At 43.4% G+C, this 26,903-nt stretch carries 17 protein-coding genes; 4 read left to right on the top strand and 13 right to left on the bottom strand.

All coding sequences use genetic code 11. The features are described from left to right. Nucleotides 1-140 precede the first annotated feature (140 nt). The 6 genes from CLV98_RS06920 to CLV98_RS06895 form a co-directional block, all read right to left on the bottom strand. A complete protein-coding gene (locus CLV98_RS06920) occupies nucleotides 141-1,298 on the bottom strand; it encodes an acyltransferase family protein (RefSeq protein ID WP_262512136.1) in 1,158 nt (385 codons plus the stop codon). Continuing rightward, nucleotides 1,288-3,789 carry a PIG-L family deacetylase gene (locus tag CLV98_RS06915; protein WP_229203254.1) on the bottom strand — a complete coding sequence of 834 codons (2,502 nt, stop codon included), beginning with the start codon at nucleotides 3,787-3,789 and terminating at the stop codon, nucleotides 1,288-1,290. The genes CLV98_RS06920 and CLV98_RS06915 overlap by 11 nt, the downstream gene beginning before the upstream one ends. Before the next feature lie 182 nt (nucleotides 3,790-3,971). Further along, a complete protein-coding gene (locus tag CLV98_RS06910; protein WP_109673599.1) occupies nucleotides 3,972-5,381 on the bottom strand; it encodes a RagB/SusD family nutrient uptake outer membrane protein in 1,410 nt (469 codons plus the stop codon). 40 nt (nucleotides 5,382-5,421) lie between these two features. After that, on the bottom strand, nucleotides 5,422-9,012 hold the full coding sequence (locus CLV98_RS06905) for a SusC/RagA family TonB-linked outer membrane protein (protein ID WP_109673598.1): 3,591 nt from the start codon (nucleotides 9,010-9,012) through the stop codon (nucleotides 5,422-5,424). Further along, nucleotides 9,009-10,022, bottom strand: coding sequence for a FecR family protein (locus CLV98_RS06900; protein ID WP_109673597.1), 1,014 nt, complete (start codon nucleotides 10,020-10,022; stop codon nucleotides 9,009-9,011). Before CLV98_RS06900 ends, CLV98_RS06905 begins: the two co-directional genes overlap by 4 nt. A 51-nt stretch (nucleotides 10,023-10,073) precedes the next feature. Continuing rightward, nucleotides 10,074-10,724: an RNA polymerase sigma-70 factor gene (locus CLV98_RS06895; RefSeq protein WP_109673596.1), complete on the bottom strand. Its 651-nt coding sequence runs from the start codon at nucleotides 10,722-10,724 to the stop codon at nucleotides 10,074-10,076. Between the two features lie 407 nt (nucleotides 10,725-11,131). On the opposite strand from CLV98_RS06895, the gene CLV98_RS06890 reads away from it, so the two are divergent. The 3 genes from CLV98_RS06890 (at nucleotide 11,132) to CLV98_RS06880 (ending at nucleotide 13,552) form a co-directional block, all read left to right on the top strand. After that, the gene (locus CLV98_RS06890) at nucleotides 11,132-12,544 is read left to right on the top strand and encodes a hypothetical protein (protein ID WP_109673595.1); all 1,413 of its coding nucleotides are present in this window, start codon (nucleotides 11,132-11,134) and stop codon (nucleotides 12,542-12,544) included. A 123-nt stretch (nucleotides 12,545-12,667) separates the two neighbouring features. Continuing rightward, entirely contained in the window at nucleotides 12,668-12,853 is a 186-nt protein-coding gene (locus CLV98_RS06885) for a hypothetical protein (protein ID WP_109673594.1), read from the top strand. A gap of 282 nt (nucleotides 12,854-13,135) precedes the next feature. Next, nucleotides 13,136-13,552, top strand: a complete 417-nt coding sequence (locus CLV98_RS06880; protein ID WP_109673998.1) for a DUF6157 family protein — start codon at nucleotides 13,136-13,138, stop codon at nucleotides 13,550-13,552. A gap of 122 nt (nucleotides 13,553-13,674) precedes the next feature. Here CLV98_RS06880 and CLV98_RS06875 read toward each other — a convergent pair whose 3' ends face one another. From CLV98_RS06875 to CLV98_RS06845, 7 genes are all read right to left on the bottom strand, one after another. Then, nucleotides 13,675-15,105, bottom strand: a complete 1,431-nt coding sequence (locus CLV98_RS06875) for a sulfatase family protein (RefSeq protein ID WP_229203253.1) — start codon at nucleotides 15,103-15,105, stop codon at nucleotides 13,675-13,677. 55 nt (nucleotides 15,106-15,160) lie between these two features. Then, nucleotides 15,161-16,894 carry an arylsulfatase gene (locus CLV98_RS06870; RefSeq protein WP_211319990.1) on the bottom strand — a complete coding sequence of 578 codons (1,734 nt, stop codon included), beginning with the start codon at nucleotides 16,892-16,894 and terminating at the stop codon, nucleotides 15,161-15,163. A 192-nt stretch (nucleotides 16,895-17,086) separates the two neighbouring features. Beyond that, nucleotides 17,087-18,601 carry a RagB/SusD family nutrient uptake outer membrane protein gene (locus tag CLV98_RS06865; RefSeq protein WP_109673996.1) on the bottom strand — a complete coding sequence of 505 codons (1,515 nt, stop codon included), beginning with the start codon at nucleotides 18,599-18,601 and terminating at the stop codon, nucleotides 17,087-17,089. Between the two features lie 11 nt (nucleotides 18,602-18,612). After that, entirely contained in the window at nucleotides 18,613-22,020 is a 3,408-nt protein-coding gene (locus tag CLV98_RS06860; protein ID WP_211319989.1) for a TonB-dependent receptor, read from the bottom strand. Nucleotides 22,021-22,238: 218 nt separating this feature from the next. Further along, nucleotides 22,239-23,420: a FecR family protein gene (locus CLV98_RS06855; protein WP_109673592.1), complete on the bottom strand. Its 1,182-nt coding sequence runs from the start codon at nucleotides 23,418-23,420 to the stop codon at nucleotides 22,239-22,241. 87 nt (nucleotides 23,421-23,507) lie between these two features. Further along, nucleotides 23,508-24,092, bottom strand: a complete 585-nt coding sequence (locus CLV98_RS06850; protein WP_109673591.1) for an RNA polymerase sigma factor — start codon at nucleotides 24,090-24,092, stop codon at nucleotides 23,508-23,510. 159 nt (nucleotides 24,093-24,251) lie between these two features. Beyond that, the gene (locus CLV98_RS06845) at nucleotides 24,252-25,139 is read right to left on the bottom strand and encodes a helix-turn-helix domain-containing protein (protein ID WP_109673590.1); all 888 of its coding nucleotides are present in this window, start codon (nucleotides 25,137-25,139) and stop codon (nucleotides 24,252-24,254) included. Between the two features lie 148 nt (nucleotides 25,140-25,287). Here CLV98_RS06845 and CLV98_RS06840 point away from each other — a divergent pair, with 148 nt between their 5' ends. Then, a complete protein-coding gene (locus CLV98_RS06840; RefSeq protein ID WP_109673589.1) occupies nucleotides 25,288-26,445 on the top strand; it encodes an MFS transporter in 1,158 nt (385 codons plus the stop codon). The last annotated feature ends 458 nt before the right edge of the window (nucleotides 26,446-26,903 follow it).

Genomic DNA, 26,903 nt, shown 5'->3' with positions numbered 1-26,903 from the left:
ATAACACTTATTTAATTTGCAGTTCGCCAATTTTGGTTTAGCTAGGTTGATCGGTCAAAAAAAAAGCCTGTCCACCCTTGCGGGCCAACAGGCTAATGGGGGTTATCGGGGCCTCCTGAGCCCTGACAGCTTCACCTATACTAGATTTTGAGGAACCATTTGTTCCGGTACAACACCCACATAAAGAGCCATTGAATCAGGATAAAAGTGAGTACGGCACCTACTGTGGCTGCTGACTCGGAGATATGACTCAGCAGACCACCCGTAAAAAATTGGGCAGTATAGTTAAAGTCTACGATTTTCCTGGACATATAGATTACAATGGAGTTCATGCCGATTACCACGAAGAAAAAAGTCCATTTACGAAACTGAAGTACGTCGATAACCCAATAAAACAAGGCCAACAAGAGTAGGCTCCACCCTCCTGAAAACAAGACAAAAGAGCTCGACCATATGTTTTTGTTGATGGGAAATACGATATCCCAAGCACCAGCCACAGCCAAAGCGGCTAGGCCAGCCAGTACCATCCTAACGACCTTCCTGTTAGCAGTAAGCAAGGACTCTTTATCCCGTAGCAGCTTACCAGCAAAGATCCCCATAAGTCCGGTGGCTATAGCCGGTATGGTGGACACCAGCCCTTCGGGGTCATGAATCGTCTTATGCAATCTCCCTGGCAGCAGTAGTCGATCGAGGTAACTCGCCGGATTGCATTCCATCGTCAGCATGCCCGACTCGCAGCCTGGCACTGGAAAGAAGGCCATAAACAGCCAGTAGCCCATCAGAATGGCACCCAACCAGACCACCAACATCCTTGCCGGAGAATAGATATAAATCAGCTGGGCAAACATACCCGCCAGTCCTATCCGACCGAGCACACTGGCAAAGCGCATCTCCTGCCACGGGAGCTGGAATAAACCATTATTGTATACGATCCCCAATAGGACGAGGATCAGGCCTCGTTGAATAGCCTTGCGCGCCAGCACACCTTTGTCAGCTCCTTTGGCCAAGCGGCTATCTAGGGAAAACGGGGTAGACACCCCTGCCATAAAAATAAAAAGGGGGAAGATCAGGTCATAAGCATGGAACCCGTTCCATTCGGGATGAGTAAGCTGCTGGTCCATGACCTGCAGCCAACCCCATCCCAGGGCCGCCGATAAGGCATGCACCAGACTGCCACCACCAGTAATCCAGAACATATCGAAGCCCCTTAAGGCATCTAAGGACTGAAGGCGCTGACTCCTTATTTTGGTGGGCAACCCTTCTTGTTCTTTTACGAAATCGATGCTATTACTTTCCAAGGGACAAAAGATTTACGAATACACGATAGGCTCCAGGAACTCCAGCGGGCAATTCGCGAAACCATGACAAACTAGTATACACATAATTACCCTTACCATATTTGGCCATTAATATGCCTCCATCCAATGCAGGGCTATCCGGATCGTTGGACGAGATGACGGTTTCATATTGGGGAGCCCAATTCTGAGGAAAATACAATCCTCTTTCTTGAACCCAGTTATCAAAATCCTTAGCAGTAATTTTATTAGGACTATTCAGCACCGGGCTAGCGGTTTTCAGGAAGCGCACTTCGGCCCCTTCTACAGTAATTCTATCGCGGGTTAGCTCGAATGGATAGGGTCCTAATTCATCCATGACCAATCCCCTATCGGTATTGTATTGAATAATGAGGTTGCCACCATTCTTTACATAATCCATTAAAGTAGCTTGATAGTGCTTCATTCGTTCGTTGGTATTATAAGCCCGAACCCCCACCACCACGGCATCGAATTGCTGGAGGTTAGCAGCATTTATATCCTTATCTTCCAGGATCGTGACATGATAACCGATCTGTCTCAGGCTTTCTGGCACCAAGTCGCCAGCTCCCATCAGGTAAGCAATATGATTTCCTTTCTTGACCAGATCGAGCTTAACCGCCTTGGCTACGGCTTTTGGAAAAAACACCTGAGCCGGAAAATGGCTGTAGCTAATGATTCCTAAGCTTTGGTCGTAGGTTTTTCCTTCTAGCTTCACCAAGGCCTTTATCTCTATTTCTTGTGATTCCTTGGGAGGATACAATTCGAACTCCACGGTACATTCTGCGCCTTTCGCCTTCAGGGTAAAGGGGATGGTTTTGGGGGTGGCGCGCCATCCTTCTGGCAAATCTAACTGAACCATACCTTCACAATGATCTTTCCCTGCCTTAATGGCTACCTTTACTTGCTTAGGCTTCTGCTCGTCGAACATGTAAACCTGCTGATTAATGCTCGCATAAACGGGCGGGGTAATCACCAAAGGTTGGTACACTTCCCCAATAACAGGATCCTTTTTCTTAAAGATCACGGGTACCTCGTAAGGGATCGATTGCCCTTCTACTATTAACTTAAAGCGTACTGTAGCCGCAGGAGGGTTTTCAGGCAAGCCAATTTCCAATTGATTCTCTACCGAAAACAGACCCTTATAGCCAATTTCCTCTCTTAACCAATAGGGTTGAGACAGTTCTTTATTGGCGGGAATCTTCGTTTTTATATCGAAGGAAAGGCTGGCATTATTGGTGAGGCTAAGAGCCAGAGTAGAGTCCTTACCCTCAAAAGGGAATACCAGACTCTGTAAAGATACCTGGATCGGAGAGCGGTTGATGGCCTCTACCGACACCGTCATCGCCTCCCCTGGGGTATAGGCAAAGTCGGCCGCTACAGCCTCCAAATATAGGCCGAGACAGTTTTTTATAATTTCATCTACTTCATTTAGCTTGGTTGTTTTCCAAAAACCTTCGGGCAACTCTCCTATTTTAGCTCTCAATTGGAGGAGTGCAGGTACACTAGCAGAGGGACTAGCAGGATCATACTTCTTTACTAGTTCGTCCACCATAGCACTCGTTGCCCCAGCCCCGTTGACCCGCGTCCAAGTCGTGTTTACTCCTTCAAAAAGGTCCGTCGCCGTTTTTTCTCCTTTGGTATGTTCGAGGTACTCCACCGATATTCCTCGTGTTCCGACGGTTCCGAAACCTTGGCTTTTGTGCATGCTCCTACTTTCGGCTGATATCTCCCCATACGATTTCCCCAGAAGCACATTATAGCTACCAACATCTATCTTCAGATAGTCTTTGGCATTTTTAATAAACTCGGCCCTGTTGGTAATTCCCCACATGCTGATATTCCACATCAGGCGTTTGGCTTGCCAGGGTTGTACGTACTGAAGCTGCTCAGGAAAGCGCTTTGGGTCGGCTGCCGCATCAAAAGCCTCTTCGGCCAGGATGGACGACGCACTATGATGCCCATGCCCTGCCCGAGAGTCGGGTGGGAATCGGGTCACGATCACATCGGGCTTTACGTTTCGGATTACCCATACGGCATCTGCCAATAGGTTTTCCTTTTCCCAAATGGTAAATACCTCCTTCGGATTTTTGGAAAATCCAAAGTCGTTAGCCCGGGAGAAGTATTGTTTGCCTCCATCAACCCTTCGGGCTTGGAGGAGTTCCTGGGTGCGAATCATCCCCAATTGCTCCCTAATTTCGGGACCGATCAGGTTTTGCCCCCCGTCTCCACGCGTGAGGGCTAGGTAACTGGTATTATAGAGCTTTTCATTGGCCATGTAGGCAATAAAATTGGTATTTTCGTCGTCAGGGTGTGCCGCCATATAGAGGATGTTCCCCAGGACGTTGAGCTTCTTAATATCTTGTAAAATTTTCGAAGAAGACGGCTTCGAAGGCATCTGAGCCCTGGAACCGGTTGTTGCCATAAAATACCCCAAACAAAGGTAAAGCAGCACGTATTTAAATTTAGGATGCATGGAATAACAAATAAGTGAAGGAATGAATCACTACCTGAAAGATCAGGGTATCAATTAAGAGTTTAGGAATAGTCGGTAGGGCTAGAAAAGCTATTGATGAATAGGTTGTCACGGTTCCTCCTCTAACGTTATAGAAGGAAAAGTTGGAACCGTGACAATGTAATACTATTTACAAAAAAAAATTAAAGGGTATTCTGTTTAAAAGTCGAATTGATATCCATTTCCCGCTGTGGAATCAGATACAAAGTTCGGATGGTTTTCCCTTGGGCTGACAGCATTTCGGCTGCTTTACCAAAGCGCAACAAATCGGCCCAGCGGTGGTTCTCAAAGGCGAGCTCTACCCGACGTTCGTGCAGCAGTTTTTCGGCAAATGTACCGGGTGTGGCGGCACTAATCGGATCCAATTTGGCACGGGCACGTACCTGATTGATATACCCATAGGCTTCCTCAGATTCACCTAGGGCTTCGGCCAGCATCAAAAGGACATCGGCATAGCGAAAAACTACAAAATTATAAGAGGCATCCGCTTCATTAAAGGCATTTTCCTTGCCATATTTATTAATAAAACGAACGTTATTGATCGAGCTGGTGAGCAAGATGCCCGAGGTATTGACATAACTAGTATCCATCGATTTCAAGAAACGATCATCCCCTGGCTCATATGCCTCCATCATTTCGATGGTTGGTCTGTTTTTATAGGCTCCAGTGGTTTGTTTGAGCAAGGGAGAGAATGCATTTGTAAATGCATTTCCGGTGCCCGTCCCACCGCCTTTATATTGCACCTCGAAGATAGACTCAGCATTGTTTTTATTAGCGATACCCCATAAATTCCCATAATTTGGTAATAGGGAATAGCCATAACCCGCTACAATTCGTTTCAAAACGGTAGTGGCTGAGGCCTTGTCGCCCAAGGTAAGGTACACCTTGGCCAACAAAGTGGCAGCGGCACCTTTGGTAGCCCTACCCACATCGGCCACGTTGGCGTACTTAATGGGTAGCCCGGCCTCTGCGGTTACCAAGTCGCTGGCTATCTGCTGATAAACCTCTGTAGCAGTAACCTGGGTAAGGCTGCCCCCTTCTGTCACCGACTTGGCTTCATGTAAGGGCATGGGGATGTTCCCAAAAGTGATGGCTAGGTTATAATAAAATAATGACCTCAAAAAAAGCGCTTCAGAGACGATACGCGATTTTAAAGCAGCATCCATCTCAATTGCCTCGATGCGGTCGAGGACAATATTGCTGCGGGCAATTCCTAAAAAGGAGTCGGTATAACCGGCGGTAACAATTTCGCTGGTTGCAATTTCAGAAAAATTGTCGATCACCGTCAGCTCTGCTCCCAGCCCGGTACCATCTGGCCCTTGGTCGGTATTATCCGAGCGCATTTCATTCATAATCCAGTAACTCTGATTATAAGCCCCAGAATTCTGCAGCACCTTGTAAGCGGCGTTGATAGCCGTATTCATATCCCCGGCGGTCTCATAGAAACCGTTGACGTTACGTTGGGATACGGGATTTAGATCGGTAAAATCTTCACTACATGACCATAACGACCCGGCCATGAGGGGTATCAAAAGAAGGTGTTTATATTTCATATCGGTTCGATTTTAAAAATGAATATGGGTATTCCCACCATCAAAAAGTTACGTTAAGTCCAAAAGTGAAGTTTCTCGACAAGGGATACGCTCCATAATCTTCGCCCTGAACGCCAGTAAGACCGGCCTGATTGTTGACTTCAGGGTTAAAGCCAATGTATTTGGTACTGGTAAACAAGTTGGTAGCCGAGGCATAAGCACGCAGAGACTGGATTCTGCTACCCAGCAGGCTTTTGGGGAAAGTATAGCCCATCGATACACTCCGCAAACGAAAGTAAGAACCATCTTCAACCTGGAAGGATGACGGACGGGTATTTCCACCGTGCAAATCCGTCAACCGATCGGCCCGAGGGATTTCCCCATTGCCCGGGTTTTCTACCGATCTCCATCTTTCTGTCCAGTCGGCATAGGAGTTGGTAGCGGCTTCGCCATTACCCAAATGTCTTCGGGTAAGGTTAAGGATCTCGGAGCCTTGCACGCCTTGGAAAAAGATACTCATATCGAAGCCTTTAAAGCCAAAACGGTTGGTAATCCCCCAGATATAATCAGGCAGGTAATTTCCTGTTACCGTACGGTCGTCGGCGTCAATCTTACCATCGCCATTAACATCTTTAAAACGGAAGTCTCCAGGGCGGGCACTAGGAGCGAGTGCGTCATCTGGAGCCGCATCGACCTCCGCTTGGGTTTGGTATATACCCTCCACCACATAGCCATAGTAGCTACCAATAGGAGCGCCTATTTGGGTGATGTGACGAATACCCGCCCCTCCAGAACTCAATATAGGATCGCCTGTTGGCCCAAGTTTAAGTACTTTATTTTTATTAGAAGATATGTTTAAATCGGTGGTCCAGGTGAACTCCCCTACCAAGTTGCGACTCGACAGGGTCAATTCAACCCCTTTATTTTCTACTTTACCAATATTTTGCAAGGCGGTTAAGAATCCAACCGAAGCGGGAACTTGTACATTTAAGAGTAAGTCGGAGGTAGTCTTATTATACCAGTCGGCAGAGACGGACAGGCGGTTACGGAATAAGCCAAAGTCCAAACCGATGTCCACTTGGGTTGTTTTTTCCCAGGTCAGCTTTTCATTATTAATTGTTACTGGCGCTATACCATTCACCAATACATTATTGAGCACGTAGTTGTAAGGGCTCAACAAGCCAATAGAAGCGTAATTAGGGATCAAGAAGTTACCCGTTTTTCCCCAGCTACCGCGAAGCTTGATGTCACTGACAAAAGTAATCCCTTTCATAAAGGACTCTTCCGACAACCTCCAACCAGCTGAGAAAGAAGGGAAGGTACCCGTTTTATTGCCTGCGCCAAACCTTGACGATCTATCGGAACGAATGGTTGCGGTAATTAAATACTTATCCATATAGCTATAGTTAACCCGAGCCAAGGCCGATACCAGGGACCATTCCTGGCGGTTATCCCCACCACTAGTCACCTGGCCACCGCTAATAGTAGGTGAAAGGTCGTCGGGATGGTTTTGGGCGTACACTTGGTTGGCATCTAGGCGATCTTTTTGTGCACTGTAACCGATCACGGCCGATACGTTATGTGCCTTACCGAAGCTCTTATCGTAGGAAACTGTATTTTCTACCAGCCAGTTATAATTTAAAGAGGCATTAGATTGGGCATAGGGATCACCGCTGGTGGCGGTACGATTCAGGAATGCCTTGGCCATATAGAAGGATCGGTTGTAGCTGTTCACATCTACTCCCGTATATATCTTGTATTTTAGGCCTGATAAGATTTCGTATTCGGCAAAAAGATTTCCGAAGACCCTGAATTGACGGAGATCGTCAGTAACATAATTAATAATTGCCAATGGATTACTTGCGGCGGTCATATTAGCACCGCGGCCATCGGAAGTGAGCAAATGCGATTGATTGTCGGTCTGATTAATGGTTCCATCGGCCAGATAAGGCTTCACCGTTGGGGAGTGAACCAAGGCCGAATAGACGATTCCAGGGGGATCGGCAAAATACGGGGCTCCCGCTGGGCTACGTTGGGTATTGGTAAACGACGGGCTCAAGCCAAAGCCTACTTTCAGTTTCTTTACTGGAGATGCTTCCAAATTGGCCCTAAAGCTGTAGCGCTCAAACCCACTTCTATCAATGATCCCTTTTTGATTAAAATAACCCCCTGAAAAATAGTAGTTCATGGTCTCATTCCCACCCGACACCGAAGCATTATAGCTTTGTACTGGCGCCGAATGGAATATTAATTTCTGCCAATCGGTATCGGTACCATCGGGATTAGCGAAGTCGTCGGGGATATAATAGCTACCATTGGTCGTTTTGGTATACCGAGTGGCATTGTCATCGTTGATGTTAGCCCCCGCAATATCCTGTAAGTAAGCATTGTTCTTAGAGTCGTAGACATACTCGGTGAGTTCCGCGGCGTTCATCAAGTCCACCTTTTTAGCAATAGACTGGATACCGAAATAGGCGTCGAATCCAATGACGGGCTTAGAGCTCCTTTTACCCTTTTTGGTAGTAATCAGTATGACCCCATTGGAACCCCGAGAACCGTATATGGCCGCTGCGGATGCATCCTTTAGTACCTCTATCGATTCTATATCGTTGGGGTTGATCGTTCCCAAGGGATTGGAAGCAGGCAAGGCAAATGCCGTGGTTCTCCGGGTTATATCCCCTTGAATACCAGGATCCATATTTTTGGTCACCGGAAAACCATCGATCACATAGAGTGGTTCATTCCCTGCCGACACCGACCCTAAGCCACGAACCCGGATAGTAGTGGCTGCACCTGGCTCCCCACTGGGCTCCTGCACCTGTACCCCCGCTATCTGCCCTTGAATGGCATTTTCGAAGTTAGTCACTTGGATTTCCTTAATATTCTTAGCTGAAAGCGAACCAATAGAACCGGTAATATCTCCTCTTTTTTGGGTACCATACCCGACGACCATCACCTCACTAAGGCTGCTAATATTTTCGGTGAGCCGAACCATTATGTTACTCTGTTGGCCCACTGCCACCTCTTTGGTTTCGTAACCAATATAGGAGAAAACCAGAATGGCATTTGGCCCTCCAACATCGATGCTAAAGTTTCCATTCATATCGGAAACTGTCCCTTTGTTGCTCCCCTTTACCAAGATACTCACACCGGGCAGGCCCTCATTTTTTTCGTCGGTAATTTTCCCCTTTACAACAACCTCTGCTATACGGGTAGGCTCACTTTCCTTTAGAGCTAAGGGAATGCTTCCGGCGGTCGGCAGGAGGCCGGAAGTTTTGAGCGCCTCCTTTTCTAATTTTGCCTTTACCTCCTTCTTACGAACCACAAATGCACTGGCTCCCGCTTTTTTAAACTCCAGGCCATTAGGTTCTAATATTCGCTCCAAGCGTTGTTCTATCTTCCCAGAACGGCTGCTATTTGTAATTGGGATGACAATTCCTTGAATAGTAGACTCTTCAAATATAATGCTAACTTCATATTTTCGACCTAAGTCCAATAACACGTCCTTCAACTTCTGGCTGGTAGGCGCCTTTTGCTGATTGGTAAATGAATTGGGAGTCGCTCGGACATAGGCCATATCCTGCGATAGGCCTACTCGAGAGATTATCAGGCCTGTACAAACCAGCCACGTTCGTAAAATTGGAGTTTTCATAGGTCATTATGTTTAGTTTCACGCAATTCTATACAATTTGATTTTTGGGTAATTTCTAATTCTAACAATGCCGCTAGCAAGGTTAATAACTCTTCAGCTTCCTTTACCTTGTAAATGCCTCCTATACTCGTATATAAGAGATTTTTATCCACTATTTTCACTTGAACACCAAAGCGATTTTCAATTTGTTGAACCACCTCGGTAAGCGGCGTATTATCAAAATAAAAAGTTTGGCCTGGATCATACATCGGTGGAGGGGCCACTTTAGGAACGGTAATATTATACGCTCCTTCGACAGTCGCTTTAAACTGGCTCCCTGGTCGCATATACAACTCCTTGCCCTGGGGTAATTCAAGTTTAACTTTCCCTTTGGACAAGAAAACTCTTTTACCCTCTTCTCCTGAAAAAGCCGTAAATTCTGTTCCGAGTACCTCTATCAAATATCCGTCCCCCATGATAACCCGGAATCTGGAATGGTTTTTCTGATGTGTAATTTTAAATCCTGCCTCTCCTTGTAAATATACCTCTCTAGCTTCCCTTCCAAATCCAAATCGAGGTACCATTAAGGTAGAGTTCGCAAACAACTGCACCTCGGAACTGTCCTTTAATAGGAAACAAGTCGTTTGATCCGCCGGCGAAGTATAAGTCTTATAAAACACCGATTCCCTAAAAACAAAGGTGGATAATAGGATCAAACCCACAGCGGCTACCATCCAAAAGGAGGTAGTCTTTAGCAACGGACTCACGCTTCTTACTGGCCTATCCGAAATATCTTTACGAGCGTTTGCTGGAACCTCTTCTCCTTCTAAAAGCTGCTCAAAGGCATGCTGTGCCAATTGCCGATTTGGGGCAAACTGTGGATGACGACGCTCCCATTCGTCGACACAGCTATAAAACATTTCTTCATTGGAGGCCTCTTTTATCCATTCCTCTATTAATTTCCTTTGGATTGAGGTAGTTTTCCCATCCAAAAAATCAAAAAGAAACTGCCTCGTAATCAATCCTTTCATGTAAAGCTAAAGTAGGTATAAGTAGTAGTCAGTAAGGTATGTTGCGTGCGCCTAAAATATCGGCACCAACAATAAGCTCAAGAACCAGTTATCTTTTAGGTCGGTACGCAAGCGCAGCAAGGCCCTGCTTACCAAGGCCTCCACGGCTTTAATACTGATTTTGAGTTCCGAAGCAATCTCGTCATATTTCATTCCCTCCACCCTTTTTAAGATATAGGCCCGTCGACATTGAGGCGGAAGCTGCTGAATGATCATTTCAACTTTTATATGCAGTTCCGAATACAATAGGGCATCATCGGGATGCACCGACTTGGAGGCAGTAGTCAGACTAATCGTATCGAGCGAATCGGTTTGCTGCACCTTCCATTTCAAATAATTATAGGAACGGTGACGGACTGCCTTGTAAAGGTAAGCGCGATAAGAGCTATTGATATGCTCGAACACACCATCTTGCCAAAAAGAAGCGAACATTTCGGAGACGATATCTTCAGCTACCTCCTTGGAATGAACGAAGCGAATGGCGTGACTGCACAGGTTGTCGTAATATCTACTAAAAAGCAGAGAACATCCTTGCTTGGGGTTTACGGCGAAAGCCTCCCGGAGCAGTCGCTCATCATCGGTGGTGATCGTAGGACTGTCGCCCCCAAATGGGGAGATAGGCTTTCCGAATTCCTCAAATTCTCTTGGTGATTGTCTGGTCATTCTGGCTTATTTCAATGTGGGTTTGGGACCTTGTGACTGGATAGACAAGTTTTTTTAAGTTTCCCCTACACTGAACCTATAAAAAAAATGGCATTTTATAACTTCCCCAGAATTATAAATAAGTATATTATTATAATAGCCAAATATTATTCGAAAAATATCCTATTAGAACATTTCATTCTTTCTGAGATCATTGTTTAGATCTGGATTTCAGGCCTTAATACCTTAGAAAGCTATAGATACTATCAGTAAATGAAGGAGGTCGAAGGTAGATGGAACAGCCAATGGTAAATAAAATTGATAATCTTTATTTTATACCGTATTTCTCCCCTCATTAAATGGGGTAATAGCCCTTGAAGGGAGCTAATGGTTTTCACAATTTTGTGAAGTACTTAACTCCCTTTCTTATGAAAAACTATATCCTTGTATTCCTCTTCCTATCAATGGCTCAGGCAGTAGCTCAGAAGAATGCCACAGACCCCCTCTATGTCCCTACACCATATTTCAGCAAGTCTCTTGACACTATGATTGCCGGGCCCGAACCAACAAAAGGCTTAGTAAGCCGTCCATCTTTTAAGAGGATCTTCGAAAAAGACTTCGCCACCCTAACTGGAACTAACACACTACCAGTCAACCAATTGATATTATCCTTAAACCAACCAGAAATACAAGTGGGACAACTCATCAATGTATATGCAAATGACAAAAAGAGCATCCCTTTCCTTGGAATCTATCCTTATATAAAAGGTAAGCTCAACAAAAACAATGAATTCCGAGTTTTTAAAAAAGGGGATATTGACCCCGGGGTGGACTTTGGAGGAAAGCTGGTTTTTAATGTTTATGGACTTTCGAAGAATACCGGATACTATTATATCCCTAAAACTCCTGAAGTCAGCTCGTTCCTAATGAAAACCAATGCAGTAAAAGCCCTATTGGAACATCAATACAGCGAGGCCGAATTGAAGAAACGTATTGGTGACTTGGAGAAAAACATCGAACAGTCCCTGTATGAAATTGATTCTCTTCAAGCCATTGATCCTGGCAAGCAACTATTAATTGCCCAACTCCAGGAAAAGGTATACAAGGACCAAGTGGCTTTAAAGCCACTTCAGGAAATGGTCAATAATGAATCAAAACGACTTAAATACATAGCAGAGAAAGTCTATGAAGCCGAAAAAGACGCTCCTTGGAGTTTTAGAAAATTTATTTATTTAACCTTGGAAGGCAATACAGGCAATCAGACCTTTAATATCTATAGAAATAATGCTATTGAAGAGGATCAAAACTTCCGCAAAAACACCTTAGGCATCTCGGCTAATTATGCCTCCTTCGGCAAGCACGGAAATATGGTGTTATATGCCAAATATGATCGAAGCTTTACCAACCAATTTTTGAGTGATGATGCCATTACATTGGTCAGTGACTCACTCCTTTCTGGTACCAAATATAAGATTTCGGAATCTAAAGAAGTCTTTAACGTCAACGGACTATCCGATGTTCAATTCAACAAAAAGTCAGCAGAAGATATCCTATCCCTTGGGGCTACCTATCTATCTTCTAAAGGAGCGAAGCTTGGTGCCACCGTGCTCTACAAATCCAATCTATCGACCAAAGTGGCTAATCTACGGATTGGAGGAATAGTCCCCGTCACTCTGGACAAGTCGGATGCGAAGCCCTCTAATATTATCATTGAGCTCGTTCTCCCCGACCTGTATACCCAGGAAAAGACGAATATTAAAAATAAAGAAAAAAATGGGGATACGGTATGGAACAGAGCCTATGTCAACCTTAAAGTCGGCATACCGATTAACCTTTTGTAAGGAACAAATCGATACTATGTGTCATGAAATTGGCCATATTTTTGGACTTAGGACTTTTTCGCTAAGGTACCGGAAACCGCCTGGCCATCGGAGGTCTACGGAGCCCACAACTCTTTTTCTATCATGAATTACGGAGATCAGAGTGAATTGACCAGTGATGATAAAAATGACCTAAGAACATTATATCATCTGGCTTGGAATGGGAAACTCACTCATGTGAATGGTACGCCTATCAAATTTGTAACCCCTTTCCATAGCAACGCCAATAACAGCTGGATCGCCATGGAAATTCCCGACCAAAGACAATAATGAATCCACTCTAACCCTGTCAAAACTACAATCCCTTCGTTTTTGACAGGGTTAGAGATATGCTCTGTGCCAATGGATCTCACCTCAGGCTTGAAAATCCAGTTTCAAACGGACTACAAGTACTTCTGCCAGAACACCTTACCGAAGCTCCGGCAGCAGCTAAACCCTGCCCACCCCGCCCTATAAACCAACTCTTAAAAAGGAAACACCCTTTTTGAAAATCCATTGGGAATTGAAAAATGTATAATAAATTTGGCTACGAAAAAACTAAGCCTACGCCCCATGAAAACCAACAGCACCAACTATTACGACACATTTCTCGAAGTTGCTGAGGATACCAAGGCTACTTGCGGCCTACAGCCTCCCACCAAAGTGGGCAAAACGAGCGTTGCTGAAATACAATATGAGCTGATCAGCCAACATCCCTATGGTTATACTTCCGACGAGGTGGTGTTTATGACGCATACTCTGCGAAGTGAAGGAATGGGTGAAGAATCAGAGCAAGAAAAAGATCTATACTTTTCAAAAGGTCGACCCTGTTTAAGAACCTCCCCCCTAACGAAGACCTATGGATTTGGGATTCATTATAATTCCGAGGGCAAAATGGCGCTCTACGGGGTAGAAACCCCCGAATACGCCCAGTTTGTTGCCGACCAAGGTTTGGCGAAAGTAAAGGCCATGCGCACGAAGCGAGGGTAATAGGACCCGGATTTGAAAAGGTAGCGCCTGTTTGCAAATGCGTCGTGCATGGATTTAAAAATAGGTAAGGATATAGCCAATATTCCTTCTTTTGACTACTATCGCTCCCTACCCGAGCGATTCTACTCCCTGTACCCCTCCATCCTTTTTATCAACTCGGCCACCTTCTCAGGCTGTTTCGTGTAAAGATTAGTCGTTTCGCTGGGGTCTACCTTAAGGTTATAGAGTTCGCCTTCGATGGATGGAGCGGGTATTTTTCCATATTTTTTTTGAAGACTCCCTGTGCCATTTCCAAATATCAGTTTCCAATCTCCTTCTCGAATGGTATGACCCTCAACAACTAGGCCGTTCCGCTTTCCGTTTCCCTTATCCAGTAGGATTGGCAACAGGCTAAAGTTGTCCTTGCTTTCTTGAGAGGAAAGAGGATCACCTACGACATCCGCAAGCGTGGGCAATATATCCGTAAAACACATCAATTGATCGGAACTAGAATTAGGCTTTACCTTACCAGGCCAACGCACTATAAAAGGCACCCGATGTGCTCCTTCGTAGGAGTCAATTTTCATACCGCGGAATTGGGCTGTAGCTCGGTGATTGTATTTTTCAATATCTTCTTTGAACCATACTGGCCCATTATCAGAGGTGAAGACCAAGATCGTGTTTTTATCCAATCCGAGTCGGTCCAGTGCTTTCATAATTTCACCTACGGTATGATCCACTTGCATGGTAAAATCCCCGTATTCCCCCACCTTACTTTTACCAGCAAAATCCGGAGTGGTCACCCAAGGTGTATGCGGAGCCGTCAATGCAAAGTATAGAAAAAAGGGTTTGGTTGTTTTGGAGGTAGCCTCCTTTTCCAAAAAGGACAAGGCCTTATCCGTAAAGGTGGGCAGCACTTCGACATGTTTAAATCCCGGGGCAACTTTACCCTCTCGCCAAAAGGCCCCTGAAATGGTTGTAGTAGCATCGGGACTCTGATTGCCGGCTATATCTTCGGTTGGTGCGGAAATCACCTGGTCATTTTCTATAAAAAAGTAAGGAGGAATATCCAAAGATGCATGCATTCCAAAGAAATAATCAAAACCCCGATCAATTGGACCTCCGGTCAGTTTTTTACTATAATCCACTTTTCCCCAATCACTTACCCCTTCAAACCCTAAATGCCATTTACCAATCATAGCCGTGGCATATCCATTTCGCTTTAATAAGGACGCTATGGTCAATTGTCCTTGGTCAATCAATGCGCCATTTTTCACATCCATATGCTTTCGAAGTGGATATTGACCCGTCATCAGGCCATAACGGGAAGGTACACACCAGGAGCCTGCTGAATGAGCATCCATGAATTTCATACCTTGCAAAGCCAGTTTATCTATATGAGGTGTAGAGATCTTCGACTCGGGATTATAACACTGTGGGTCGCCAAACCCCATGTCGTCGGCCAAAATAAAAATTATATTTGGTGGATTTTTTTCATGTCCATTCGTTTGACCATAGGACCTTATATTGCTGATCATCGGCAACAGCCAAATGATTATAAACCATTTATACATTTTAGTATTATTAAATTGAATCAAGAATAGTTGAGGTATTTTAAAACTGTCCAAGCTAAGGACTCTCTCTTGTGAGCATCATCATTCTGAAATCCAAAGCATTGGTTTTCGATAGGGCAGTAGTTCGGAGAATAAGCTCCCCAGCCCCTTTTTTAAGATGAATAACCCCGGCTTTTAAGGGTTTAAAATCCTTTTCATAAGACTCCATACGTTCTACCCGATCGTATTGCTGGTTGATCATTCCAGACGCGTTGGCTTTGGCGATTTTAAAGTCAAGCTTGTCGGCTTCAAATGAAAGCTGCATCGTTGAGCCAATTTCATCGGCTGGACAAACATAATAGACTGCTACAGCATAATCTCCCTCACTCAAAACATCCACATTCCAGCTGATATAATCGCCATTTTTCGTCCAATTTGTAAAGTAAGAGCTATTGGGGTATTTGTTCGATCGCTTTATGGTTCCATGCGCAACTGCATCTCGGGCTGGTAACTGGGTATATTTATAATCGGGATGGCCAACCGGGAAGGGTCGATTATCAATTGCAATATCTTTTAAAACCTCCGCTTTCCAATCCACAACGGCCATGGACAGTGCTTTGGTTAATTCAGGCTTCTGGGAAGTAATATCAACTCGTTGTTCGGGATCGGTAGTTAAATCGAATAGTTTGCTATTATCGTCCAAGACATACCGGCCCTTCCGGACGGACACTTTCCCATTCCAATGTGAAAATAGCATTCTGTCGGGCCACTTTTGATTGCTTTCGACCAATAAGGGTTTAAGACTTATTCCATCCAAAGCTTTGGGAATGCTGTAATTAATACCCGACAAATCGGCCAGGGTAGGCAGTAAATCCACCGCCCCCGAAACCTGATCTATTTCCAATCCCGAAGAGATAGTCCCGGGCCATTGGATCACAAAAGGGGACTTTACGCCTCCTTCATCCGTGGAGCCCTTCTTTCCTTTCATGCCACCGTTCCAGCGTGAGCTATTGGGACCGTTGTCGCTCAGATAAATGACTATGGTTTCCCTATCCAATTTTAATTTTTTCAATTGGTTTTGAATTCTTCCCACATTCCAATCGATGTTTTCACAAAGAGCCAAAGCGGCACGGGTAAAGACTACATCTTCTTCACCAGTACGGGCATCGGCCAATTTGATGAGGGATTTGTCCTTAAAGCTCGCCCATTCCTTGTCAGGCACCTGCATGGGCGAGTGAGGGGTATTATAGGGTAAATACAAAAAGAAAGGATCGTTTTGGTTGTTATCGATAAACTCTAGCGCTTTATCCGTCAAGTCGTCAATAATAAAGCCGTTTCCCTGCACGATTTGACCATTATGCTCCAAAAGCGAATTGAAGTAATTACCCCAATGTCCAGAACAAAAGCCATAAAACTCATCAAATCCACGTGCATTGGGATGGTAAGGATACTGCATGCCATTATGCCATTTCCCAAAAGCGGCTGTGGCATAGCCGGCCTCCTTAAACACATCGGCCATGGTGGTTTCGTCCAAATTGATTCTTTCGCCTCCCTCGGAAGTACTATACACGCCAGCTCTTGGGTGGTACCGGCCAGTTAGCAATTCGGCACGTGTAGGGGAGCACACCGGGCTCACATAAAAGTGGCTAAATCGGGCTCCATTTTTAGCGATCCGATCAATATGAGGCGTTTGCAAATTGGGATTACCATTCATGCTCAAGTCCCCCCAGCCCTGATCGTCAGACATGATGATGATCACATTGGGCTTTCTTTTTTCGACACCCCTCAGACTATCTATTGAAAGCGCCATAGACAGCGAACTTGAGCTAATCAACCATGCAGTAAGAATGATCCTGAAAATGAGACACATATCATGCTATAAGTTAAAAAATAAATTAGGATTTTAACTCCATCATCATTTGCAGATAGATCTGAAGTAATAGATTTCATTAAAATCCTAATATAATGGTTAAAGTCTTCCAGACCTAGCACCAGGCATAGGCTAGTATCCGGTGTTCTGAACCAATTTGGGGTTCGTTTGCATTTCTCTAAGAGGAATGGGGAACAAGAGTTGTGTGTTGCTATAGGTTTTGCCCCATTTTGTGGTATACCCAATAAAGTTCACGTATTGTCCCGAAATATCATCCCTTATCTTCCGGGTTCGAATCATATCAAACCACATTTTATTTTCATAACAAAGCTCGAAATACCGCTCGTCCCAAACAGCAGCAGTAAAAGCCACGAGGTCGGAATTGGTAAAAGGTGAAAGACCAGCCCGATACCTAACTGCATTCAGAGCAGCAAATGAGGCGTCATTCGGTGCACCATCCGCATGGCTCTGCGCTTCTGCATACATGAGCATGACGTCGGGCAATCGGTAAATGGTCCAATTCAAGCCTGACTGTCCAGCCACATCTATGGCATATGAATCAAAAAACTTATATATGTAGTAGCCCTTAAAGTCCATAAAAGTCAATTCGGGAGCACCCGGTGAAAATTTACTTTTATTGCCTTTATAAGTTCTGAAAAAGAATTGTTTTTCATCATTTCTTATATCCCCTTCTCGGTAGCTTTCTACAAACTCTTTGGTAGGTATCATACTACCGTATTCCAAATTGAAAGCCGACATTCCAGATCGTGATGGTAAAGGGATATTCACCATTTGATTGGAAGATTTATTCAGTGAAAACTGAATTTGAAATATAAATTCACCCTTATTGTTATTCTCCGGTTTCCACAAATCTTCATATTTATCAAATAAAGTGTAGTGGCTTAGGACTTCCAAGGAACGTTTGGCCGATTCGGCATAATATTGATCTCCCCCCTTGACCGGATATCCCGCATAAGTAAGGTAAACATCCGCTAACAAGGTTTTAACTGCACTTAGTGAGGTTCGACCAGTAAGATCTTTGAGCGGCAATGCCGTTTTTTCGGCAGCAAGAAGATCTGGAATAATGATTTCGTCATAAATTTCTTTGATTGGAGATCTATGGACAAATAGTTCATTCAACTCCACTTGGGATGTTTTAATTTTGGGAACGTCTCCAAAGATTCTTACCAAATAGAAATAATACATGGCTCGCATAAAGAGAACCTCCCCTTGATATCGGGATATAAGTTGAGGATCCACTTGATTAAACTCTGGTAATTTTTGCAATGCCAGATTACAATTCGCAATTCCCGCATAACAGCCCCTCCACCACTCTTCAATATAAGGGGATCGGGAACTTACTGTAAGCTCCTGAAACTCCTTGAAGTTGCTCTGAGAATTTTCGGAGCTAACCTTGCCCGTCATATATTCTAATAGCAAAGGGGTAACAGACCCCCAACCAGAAGTTAGGCTATTGAATACACTGGTATTTACATAGGCGCTATTGGCAAAGGCTAAGGCAGCATCTGCACTGGTCAGGTTAGAGGTACTCGATAAAGTGCCGGTGGGTTGTTCATCCAAAAAATCATTACATGAGATACAAAACAAGGTGACGGCCCAAGTAATTTTAGGAAGTATATTTTTCATGATTGCATTTTTCAAAAATTAACACTAAGACCAACTGTAAAAGTACGAGGTCGTGGGTCTCCAAAATCATCAACCCCTTGACCAAAGGTCTGATCCGTGGCGGTACTGACTTCAGGATCATATCCATTGTATTTGGTAATCAAGAAAAAATTCTGTAGGCTGGCATAAATTCGTAACCTATCGACTTTCAGGCGTTGGATCGTCGAGGAACCAAAGTTATAGCCCACCAGTAAATTTTGCCCCCGTATAAATGAACCGTCTTGTAACCAATGTGTATCTGGATAGGAGTCATAATATGTTTTTAAGGGTCTTCTTTCAGCTAACATGGTATTCTGATGGGAAGGAGTCCAGGAATTTAAAATACTTCGAGCACCATTGGCCACCCCGAAGCGGTCCTCTCGGTTGTGCGTTGCTGCATTAATAACATCAATCCCTTCAACGATCCGGATATCAAGAGCTAACTCGAAATTCTTGAACTTCAATTGATTAGAAATCCCCATTGACCAATTGGGCGTACCTCTGCCAATAATACTGTTATCATCATTATTGATTTTTCCATCATTGTTTAAATCGGCATACTTCAGGTCCCCAGGTAAGCGGTTGTACTTGGCGGCTTCATCGGCCTCTTCCGTACCCCAAGTTCCTAGTCGTGTTAATCCCCAAAATGAACCAACTGGTTGTCCGACCCGCAAAATAGACAAATCTCCTTGGGCATGTCGGGGACCAGGGAAAATGTCTTCGTTATTAGAGCCCAGCTTAATGATTTTATTGAGGTTACTAGAAGCAACAACTGTGGTATTCCAGGAAAAGTGCTCTTTTTCAATGTGATGAGATGTTACCGCCAATTCGAATCCTTGGTTCTTTACTGAACCAATATTGGTCATAACGGAGCTTAGTCCGGATGTATACGGAATAGGGGCATATAGCAGCAGATCACTGGTTACCTTGTAATAATAGTCTAGGGTAACATCTACTCGATTATTCCAAAATCCTAAATCCAAACCAGCATCGATCTGGGAGGTTTTTTCCCACTTCAGATCTGGATTACCAAAGGTACTCCGCGATAATGCTGAATAGAAGGTATCATTAAAGATGATGTTAGATAAGCCTAAGTTTTGGGCATAAGCATAGTTGGAAATTTCCTGATTACCCGTTCGTCCTACACTGGCTCTAAACTTAAGGTTACTGATTTTAGAATTGTTTTTTAGGAATTCTTCGTCCGAAACATGCCAAGCAAAAGCAAAAGATGGGAAAAACGCATATTTATTATTTTGCCCAAACTTAGACGAGCCATCATAACGTCCTGTGGCTGTAAAAAGATATTTATCGGCAAGAGTATAATTAATGCGAGCAAAATAGGAGTTCAAGGACCAGCGCCAGTCGCTCGAAGAAGGAGGAATAGAAACGGTACCACTTCCGAGATTATGCCATTGATAAAAATCATCAATAAATTTCTGTTGTGTAACTGACAATAGCTCTGCGGAGCGCTGCTGCCAACTCAAACCGACCATAAGGTTCAATCTGTTTCGAGAGTTAAACTCCTTATTCCAATTCAAATAGTTTTCGTTCTGCCAGTAGGTTTGATTTTCCGTACTGATGGTAGCAATTCCGCCCTGATTTTTACTGAACTGAATCAGGTTCTTTCCCGAATAGTAATTTGTTTTCCTGTTCTTTAAATCGGTGGCAAAGGTAACCTTGAAATCCAATTCATCATTAATCTTGAAATCTGTATAAAAATTGGCTATGGTTTGCGTATTGCTGGTTTGATTGACCATTTCATCCAAGTACCTCGCCGGAGTATCCTGCACCGCTCCAGGTATATCTCGATTGCTTGCCCAGGTCCCATCCGGATACTTAACAGGAATCAGCGGAATTGCCTCCATCACCAAGCGTTTAATTCCATAATTGGCATAATGATCGTTTCCTTTGTTATGGTTTAAGGACACATTTCCGCCCACTTTCAACCACGTTTTTAAATTCGAATCAAAATTTAGTCTAAGCGTATATCTATTTAAATAGCTTTGTTTAATTAACGCATCGGCATGCAAATAGCCAAGACTTGCACTGTAAACCGTTTTTTCATTGCCACCTCTAATGCTAATGGAGTGATTAGTCGTTTTGGCCGTTTGATAGGCTTCGTTCTGCCAATCGGTATTATAAATGGGTGTTCCATCAGCATTAAATAGTTTTGGCAAGGAGGCCGTATTCATTCTGGGGTATTTCCCTTGAGCATAGCCAACTGGATCATACTTGGCGGCATTATCCTGGGTCAAATTATACATCTGCAACCATTCTGTCGAATTTAGCAATTCGATTTTTCTGGCTAATGTACCAATGGAAATATATCCATCATAGCTAATAATACTCTTCTCGGAACTTAGTCCTCTTTTGGTGGTGATCAGTATCACTCCGTTGGCACCACGCGCACCATAAATGGCGGTAGCTGATGCATCCTTTAAAACCTCTAGAGAAGCAATATCATTAGGATTTAAGAGATTTATGTCGGCCACGCCAATAATTCCATCAATCACATAAAGCGGCTCATTAGATGAATTTATAGAATTATCTCCCCGAATTCTAATTCTCATTTTCCCATCTGGTGTACCTGAATTTTGAGAAACCTCCACCCCTGAAATTTTCCCTGACATGGCCTGGCCAACATTGACGACGGGCTTGTCCAATAATCTTTCTGATTTTATTGATGCTACCGATCCCGTCAAATCGGACTTCTTTACGGTACCATATCCAATGACCACCACCTCATCGAACGCCTTCTGATCAGGCGATAGTTTTATATTAACCTCAGAACGATTCCCTGCCACAACTTCTTGACTCACATAGCCTACATAGCTAAATACCAAGGTAGCAGATTGATCGGAAATCGCAATTTGATAATGGCCTTGCACATCCGTGACCGTCCCTCTTTGGGTGCCTTTAACGAGGATACTTACCCCTGGAAGTGCCTCACCCTTTTCATCTGTGACGAGCCCTTCAACAAGAATTTCAGCCTCCTTTTCACTTTTTGAGTGAGAGATCACCGCTTTATTCGGGGCACTTACCTTCCTAAGGACTATATTCCTACCAAATATCTTATAAGCTACTGGCATACCGTCAAATAACGTTTCCAACACTTCTTCAATCGTACCCTTGCTTACGGTTAGAGTAATCTTTCTATTACTGGCAATCTCACTTTTGTCATACAAAAACAAATATTCCGATTGACTTTCAATCAATTTCAAGGCCACTTCCAACGTCACATTTTGCCTATCGATGGTTATTTTTTGACCATAACCATCTGCCCATACTTGGGTCAGGACCACAAACAAGAAAAAGCTTAGCAACTTCATTTTCAAGAGCAGGTTTTGGGGTATCCATTGCCGAAACCGCCATACGTTTCCGGGTATAGAATTAATTTCCATATATTTGTATGGTTTAGATTAAACATAAATTACTTTCTCACAAGGTTTTTATGAATCCGAACTGCTTTGGGAAAATGTTCGCAGCATTTTCCCATTTTTTTGTTCCTATTCATGAATCAGATGTTTTTCTCTACATGATCGCTATTGGTTTAAGGTTTCCAGTCATTTTATTATCGTTCACAACGGACCTGTCATATTAAACGTACACCTATATACGCTCAATTCGACACTATGATCCTTTTTCCTTCTATTCTGTATTTAATACCTGCATATTGCAGCATCTCCATCAATTCAGAGATACCTACCTCTCTTGATACCTTTCCTGTAAGCTGACGCGAAGTGGGAGTCCCTTCGTACACCACCTCAATATCGTACCATCTTGACACCTGTCGCATCACCGACTGGATGCCATCGTCTTCAAAGTGAAAAAAACCGTTTTTCCAAGCTAGAATTTTGTCTGTATCCACTGTTTTTACGATCGTCTGGCCCGTATTCTTCACCAAGGCTTGTTGCCCAGGTTTTAATTGGTTCCTAGCCGTACTGGTATTCAGAAGTACAGAGCCTTCTATCAAAGTAGCTGCCGTAAGATCTTCATCCGAATAGTACATCACATTAAAATGAGTACCTAAAACATCGATTTCATTTGGGCCAAATCGTACCTTGAATGGCCGATGAATGTCTTTCTTGATTTCAAAATATACCTCTCCTTCAATCTCTACTTTTCGCTCATCTTTAGCAAACTCGGTCGGGAAGCGCATCGTAGATGAGGCATTTAGCCAGGCTATACTTCCATCAGGTAGCTCAATTTCGTATTGCCCTCCCCTTGGAGTTGAAATGCTGTTGAGATGTCCTTTTATGCGCCCTTCCGTCGGCCCGACTACCTTGTAGACAAGCTTACCATTCTCAGTCTTGGTGATGACTACACCTCCTTGCTCGGCTAGCTTTCCGTTCGACAGGCTATCTAATGGAATAATGGTACCATCGGCCAAGGTCAACGCCGCTTTATGGCCCCCTGGCAGAATTTCATGGGTGGAATGATCGCTTAACTTCACTGGCTTCTGGTTCCTCTGCCAATAGCTTATGCCCAGTCCGATACCCAATATAATCAAAACAGTAGCGGCATATTTCATCCATTTGTAAATCGGGAGGGTCCTTGTCGGTTCCTTATAGGCCAGTTGTGTATCTAGTATATGGTCCAGCATATTTTGACTTAACTCCGATGAAAAAACATCCGCATCTAATTCAGTTTTCCGCCAAGCCTCTTCCAACAACTGATACATTTCTGAATCATATTGGGAAGTATTTATGAGCTCCATCAATTCATTGGTCTCCTCTATGGTGGCCGTTCCGCCATAATACTTCTGAAATAATATTGCTATTTTTGAAACCGCTTCTTTCATGAATATGATCTTATTTCCAACAGCCCATATGCCATTTACTATACAGACAATAAAATCTCAAAAAAGGGGGTATTGAAAATAGAAATTTTAGGAAATAAATAAGAAAACCACAGAAACAAGTGTAGAAATTTTACTGCGGAGATATACCGATATGGACTCGGAGGACAATTGGAGATACTTTTTAACGGTTTCTTTGGAGATATTTAGTTTTAATGCGATTTCATTGTATTTCAATCTTTCGTGCCTGCTTAACAGATACACCCTCTTCTGTTGAGCAGGGAGTCTATCAATGGCCTCATCCAAGAATACATACATTTCGTCATCCAGTTTACCCTCACTCAGATCATACCCTATTTCCTCGTCCAAGGTTACCGTCAACCTACATTCTTTTGACAGTTTTTTTAGACAATTAAGGGCATGATTTTTGGACACCACAAAAAGGTAGGCCTTGAAGTCCTTCACCTCCGTTAACGTTTCTCGATTCAACCAAATTTTAAGAAAAACATCCTGAACAACCTCTTCCGTTAACTCTTTCGATTTGGTGATTTTAAAAATAAAAGTGCCCAGTAATTGATGGTATTGATGAAACAGCCTAACAAAGGCCGCTTCGTTATTGGCGGACACTTCGGCTAGGAGCTCACTTTCTTGATACCGTTTGGGATAAGTAATCATTTATGAAAGAATGAAGTCGTTTTAAAGAATATAACACAAGATTAAAAAAATTATAAATATAATAAAAATATAACATAATATTAGCCTCTTAAATGGACCCTGGCAGGGCTCGCTCTTAGAACCGAAAACTGTCTGCATTTGATAGGTCAATACAGGTAGCTATTCGAAATTCTCTTTAGTCGCCTCTATCCCTTTTGTAGGCTCTATATTATCCACCTTATTGATCCTATTTTCTCTGGCCTCTGAGGCTTTATAAGCTTGCGGAGAAAGTCCCGTTTGCTTTTTAAAGAATCTACCAAAATAAGAATGGTCGGTAAAGTTCAGTGTGTAAGCAATCTCCTTAATGGTAAGGTCACTGCTAACAATTTTCCGTTTAGCTTCTAATACTAACCTATCGTGCACCAACTGTGTCATCGTCTTCTTTATATTCTTTAACAAAATCTGATTTAGCCTTTTAGGGCTCAGCCCTACCTTTTCGGCATAAAAGTGGACCTTTCTCTCCTTATTAAAATACCGATCCAGCAGCTTTTTGATTTCATAAATTCTTTTTTGATCCAAACTTTGATCCAAAAAAGCATTTTGGTGAATTCTGATTAGATGAAGAAGAAACACCTTCAATAAGGCCTTGAGAGCCAAATAGGTGCCTTTTTGATGGGTATACTCATACTCCATCAGTCGAACCACATGCCCCAACATAGAGGAGGTCGATGTGGACAGCGGCAGCCATAAATTTTCAGCTTGCATCTGGAATAGATTAAAAACATCGAGTGCGTACTCCTTATCATCCTCCTCAAGGTATTCTCTACGAAAGGCGATAAGACCTGTGCCACCCCCAGAGAAATGAAGCGTGGTGGATCGTAAAGGAGGAATGAGATAGACTGAGCTCTCTGGAAGAAAATTTCCTTTGTCATCGACGCCCGTTGACTTCATCAACCAAAATATTTCAAAAAAAGCTTCCCTAGACGAATTTTGGATATAAGCCTTCATCTCGGCCGATTTAGTAATAAGGACGAATTTATTGTGGTCGATGGGGTGCGTAAAGTGCATGGCGATTCATATATGGAAAGGAGTATTCTAACAAAAATACAAAATTTCCAAATAGTACCATCATCTTGGCATATTGTCCGATTATCCTCATGAGTGAAGGCCGTAATTTTGTCATCACCAATCATTGAAACCCAGAAAGGAAGAAAACATGTCAGAACAAAACGTATCCAACGTAGGAGTATTTGCCATATTACTAACAAGTAGCTTAACAATTATGGTAGGTACAGTGATAGCTCCTTCCTTGACAGAAATTTCCACTCACCTTGGATTCGCCCAAAATCCCGGCTGGTTAATCACCTTACCTTCGTTAGGCGTGGTACTTTTTGCTCCTTTTGCAGGTAAGTTGATTGACAGGAAGGGCTCATATGCCATGATAACCTGGGGTTTAATCCCCTACGCAACCTTTGGCGTACTCGGAATCGTGCTTCGCAATCCTTACCTAGTGATAGCCGATCGGTTGTTACTTGGGGCCGCTACGGCCCTGATTCAAGCCTCTGCCACTGGCCTTATCGCCCAGCTATTTAAGGGTGGGCAGAGATTAAAGTTAATTGCCTGGCAAGGCATGTCCATAGAATTGGGTGGTGTATTTTTTTTAAGCATTGGAGGCTTTCTGGGAGAACGACAATGGTATTATCCGTTCTTTATTTATTTGATGGCACTCCTTTGTCTCGCTCTTATTACCTTTTTCGTTCCGACTACTAAAAAAGCAATTTCTGCCCCTACCGAATCCAATCCTCAGCCAGTTTCTACGAATATTCTCCGGGTGGTTTTAAGCGCAGCGTTAGCCATGACCTTATTTTTTGTGGTATTTGTAGGACTTCCTGTTTACCTACCCACTGACTTTCAGTTTATAGAATCCGAAATTGGATACTTTATGGCCCTCATTTCAATGCTTGCCGTCCTATCTGCTAGTCAGTTGCCCAAAGTCGTACTTTGGCTCGGAGAGGCTCCTACCATCGTCCTAGGTTTCATATTCTTTGCCCTAGGACTTCTTATCTTTTCTCTGACCTTCCAAACTTACGTACTATTTATTGGAGCTACTTGTATGGGAATAGGTTTTGGCTGTACCATTCCGTTGTTGAATCATATGACCCTCCAGGAGAGCAATCTCCACAACAGAGGGAAAAACCTAGGTTACTACTCTATGGGCGTATTCGCTGGACAATTCTTTTCTTCGTTTGTCACGCTGCTATTTACGGATATTCGATATAGCTTTCAGGTATCGGCACTTCTAGCATTTCTGGTGGCTGCCAGTCTTCTACTTATCCATATCACGCGCAATAAGGCTTTGAAAGCCCAATCCTGATTAGGGAGAGTCCCCACTTATTACCATGACCACCATCCACGATCTTATATTTCCCTGCTAGGCCCTTATTAATACGACAGCAGAACACTTGCCGTGGTTCTTACCTAACTCCCTTCGCATTTCCACTCCCAATTCTTTTTCGACCTCAGAAACCTAACCAATTGACCTGAAGACACTTATAGTATTCAGCTTTTATTTTTTATCATTGTTGTCCGATAAAAGCGGATCTGAGAAAATTATCGTTGTTTCTGTTGTGAGAAAGGCTATTTTAGTTGGATTTTCAAAAGTAAGCCCCCCTCATTTCCCGGAATAGTGGATTTTGCATTTTCATTTTTTGTTCATTTATTATAGTCATCCAACTTTTCTCTGGATTTTCCAGAAATGCGTACAAATTGATATAGTTCATTAGCTGCTGTCTGATAATGGACACCATGTTTGAAAAGGCCCAATTCCTTTTT

It is taken from the genome of Dyadobacter jejuensis (assembly GCF_003149085.1).
In the GTDB taxonomy this organism is placed as follows: Bacteria; Bacteroidota; Bacteroidia; order Cytophagales; family Spirosomataceae; genus Dyadobacter; species Dyadobacter jejuensis.
The sequence above is the reverse complement of the archived record's forward strand: the minus strand, read 5'-3'. Positions and strand labels throughout refer to the sequence as shown.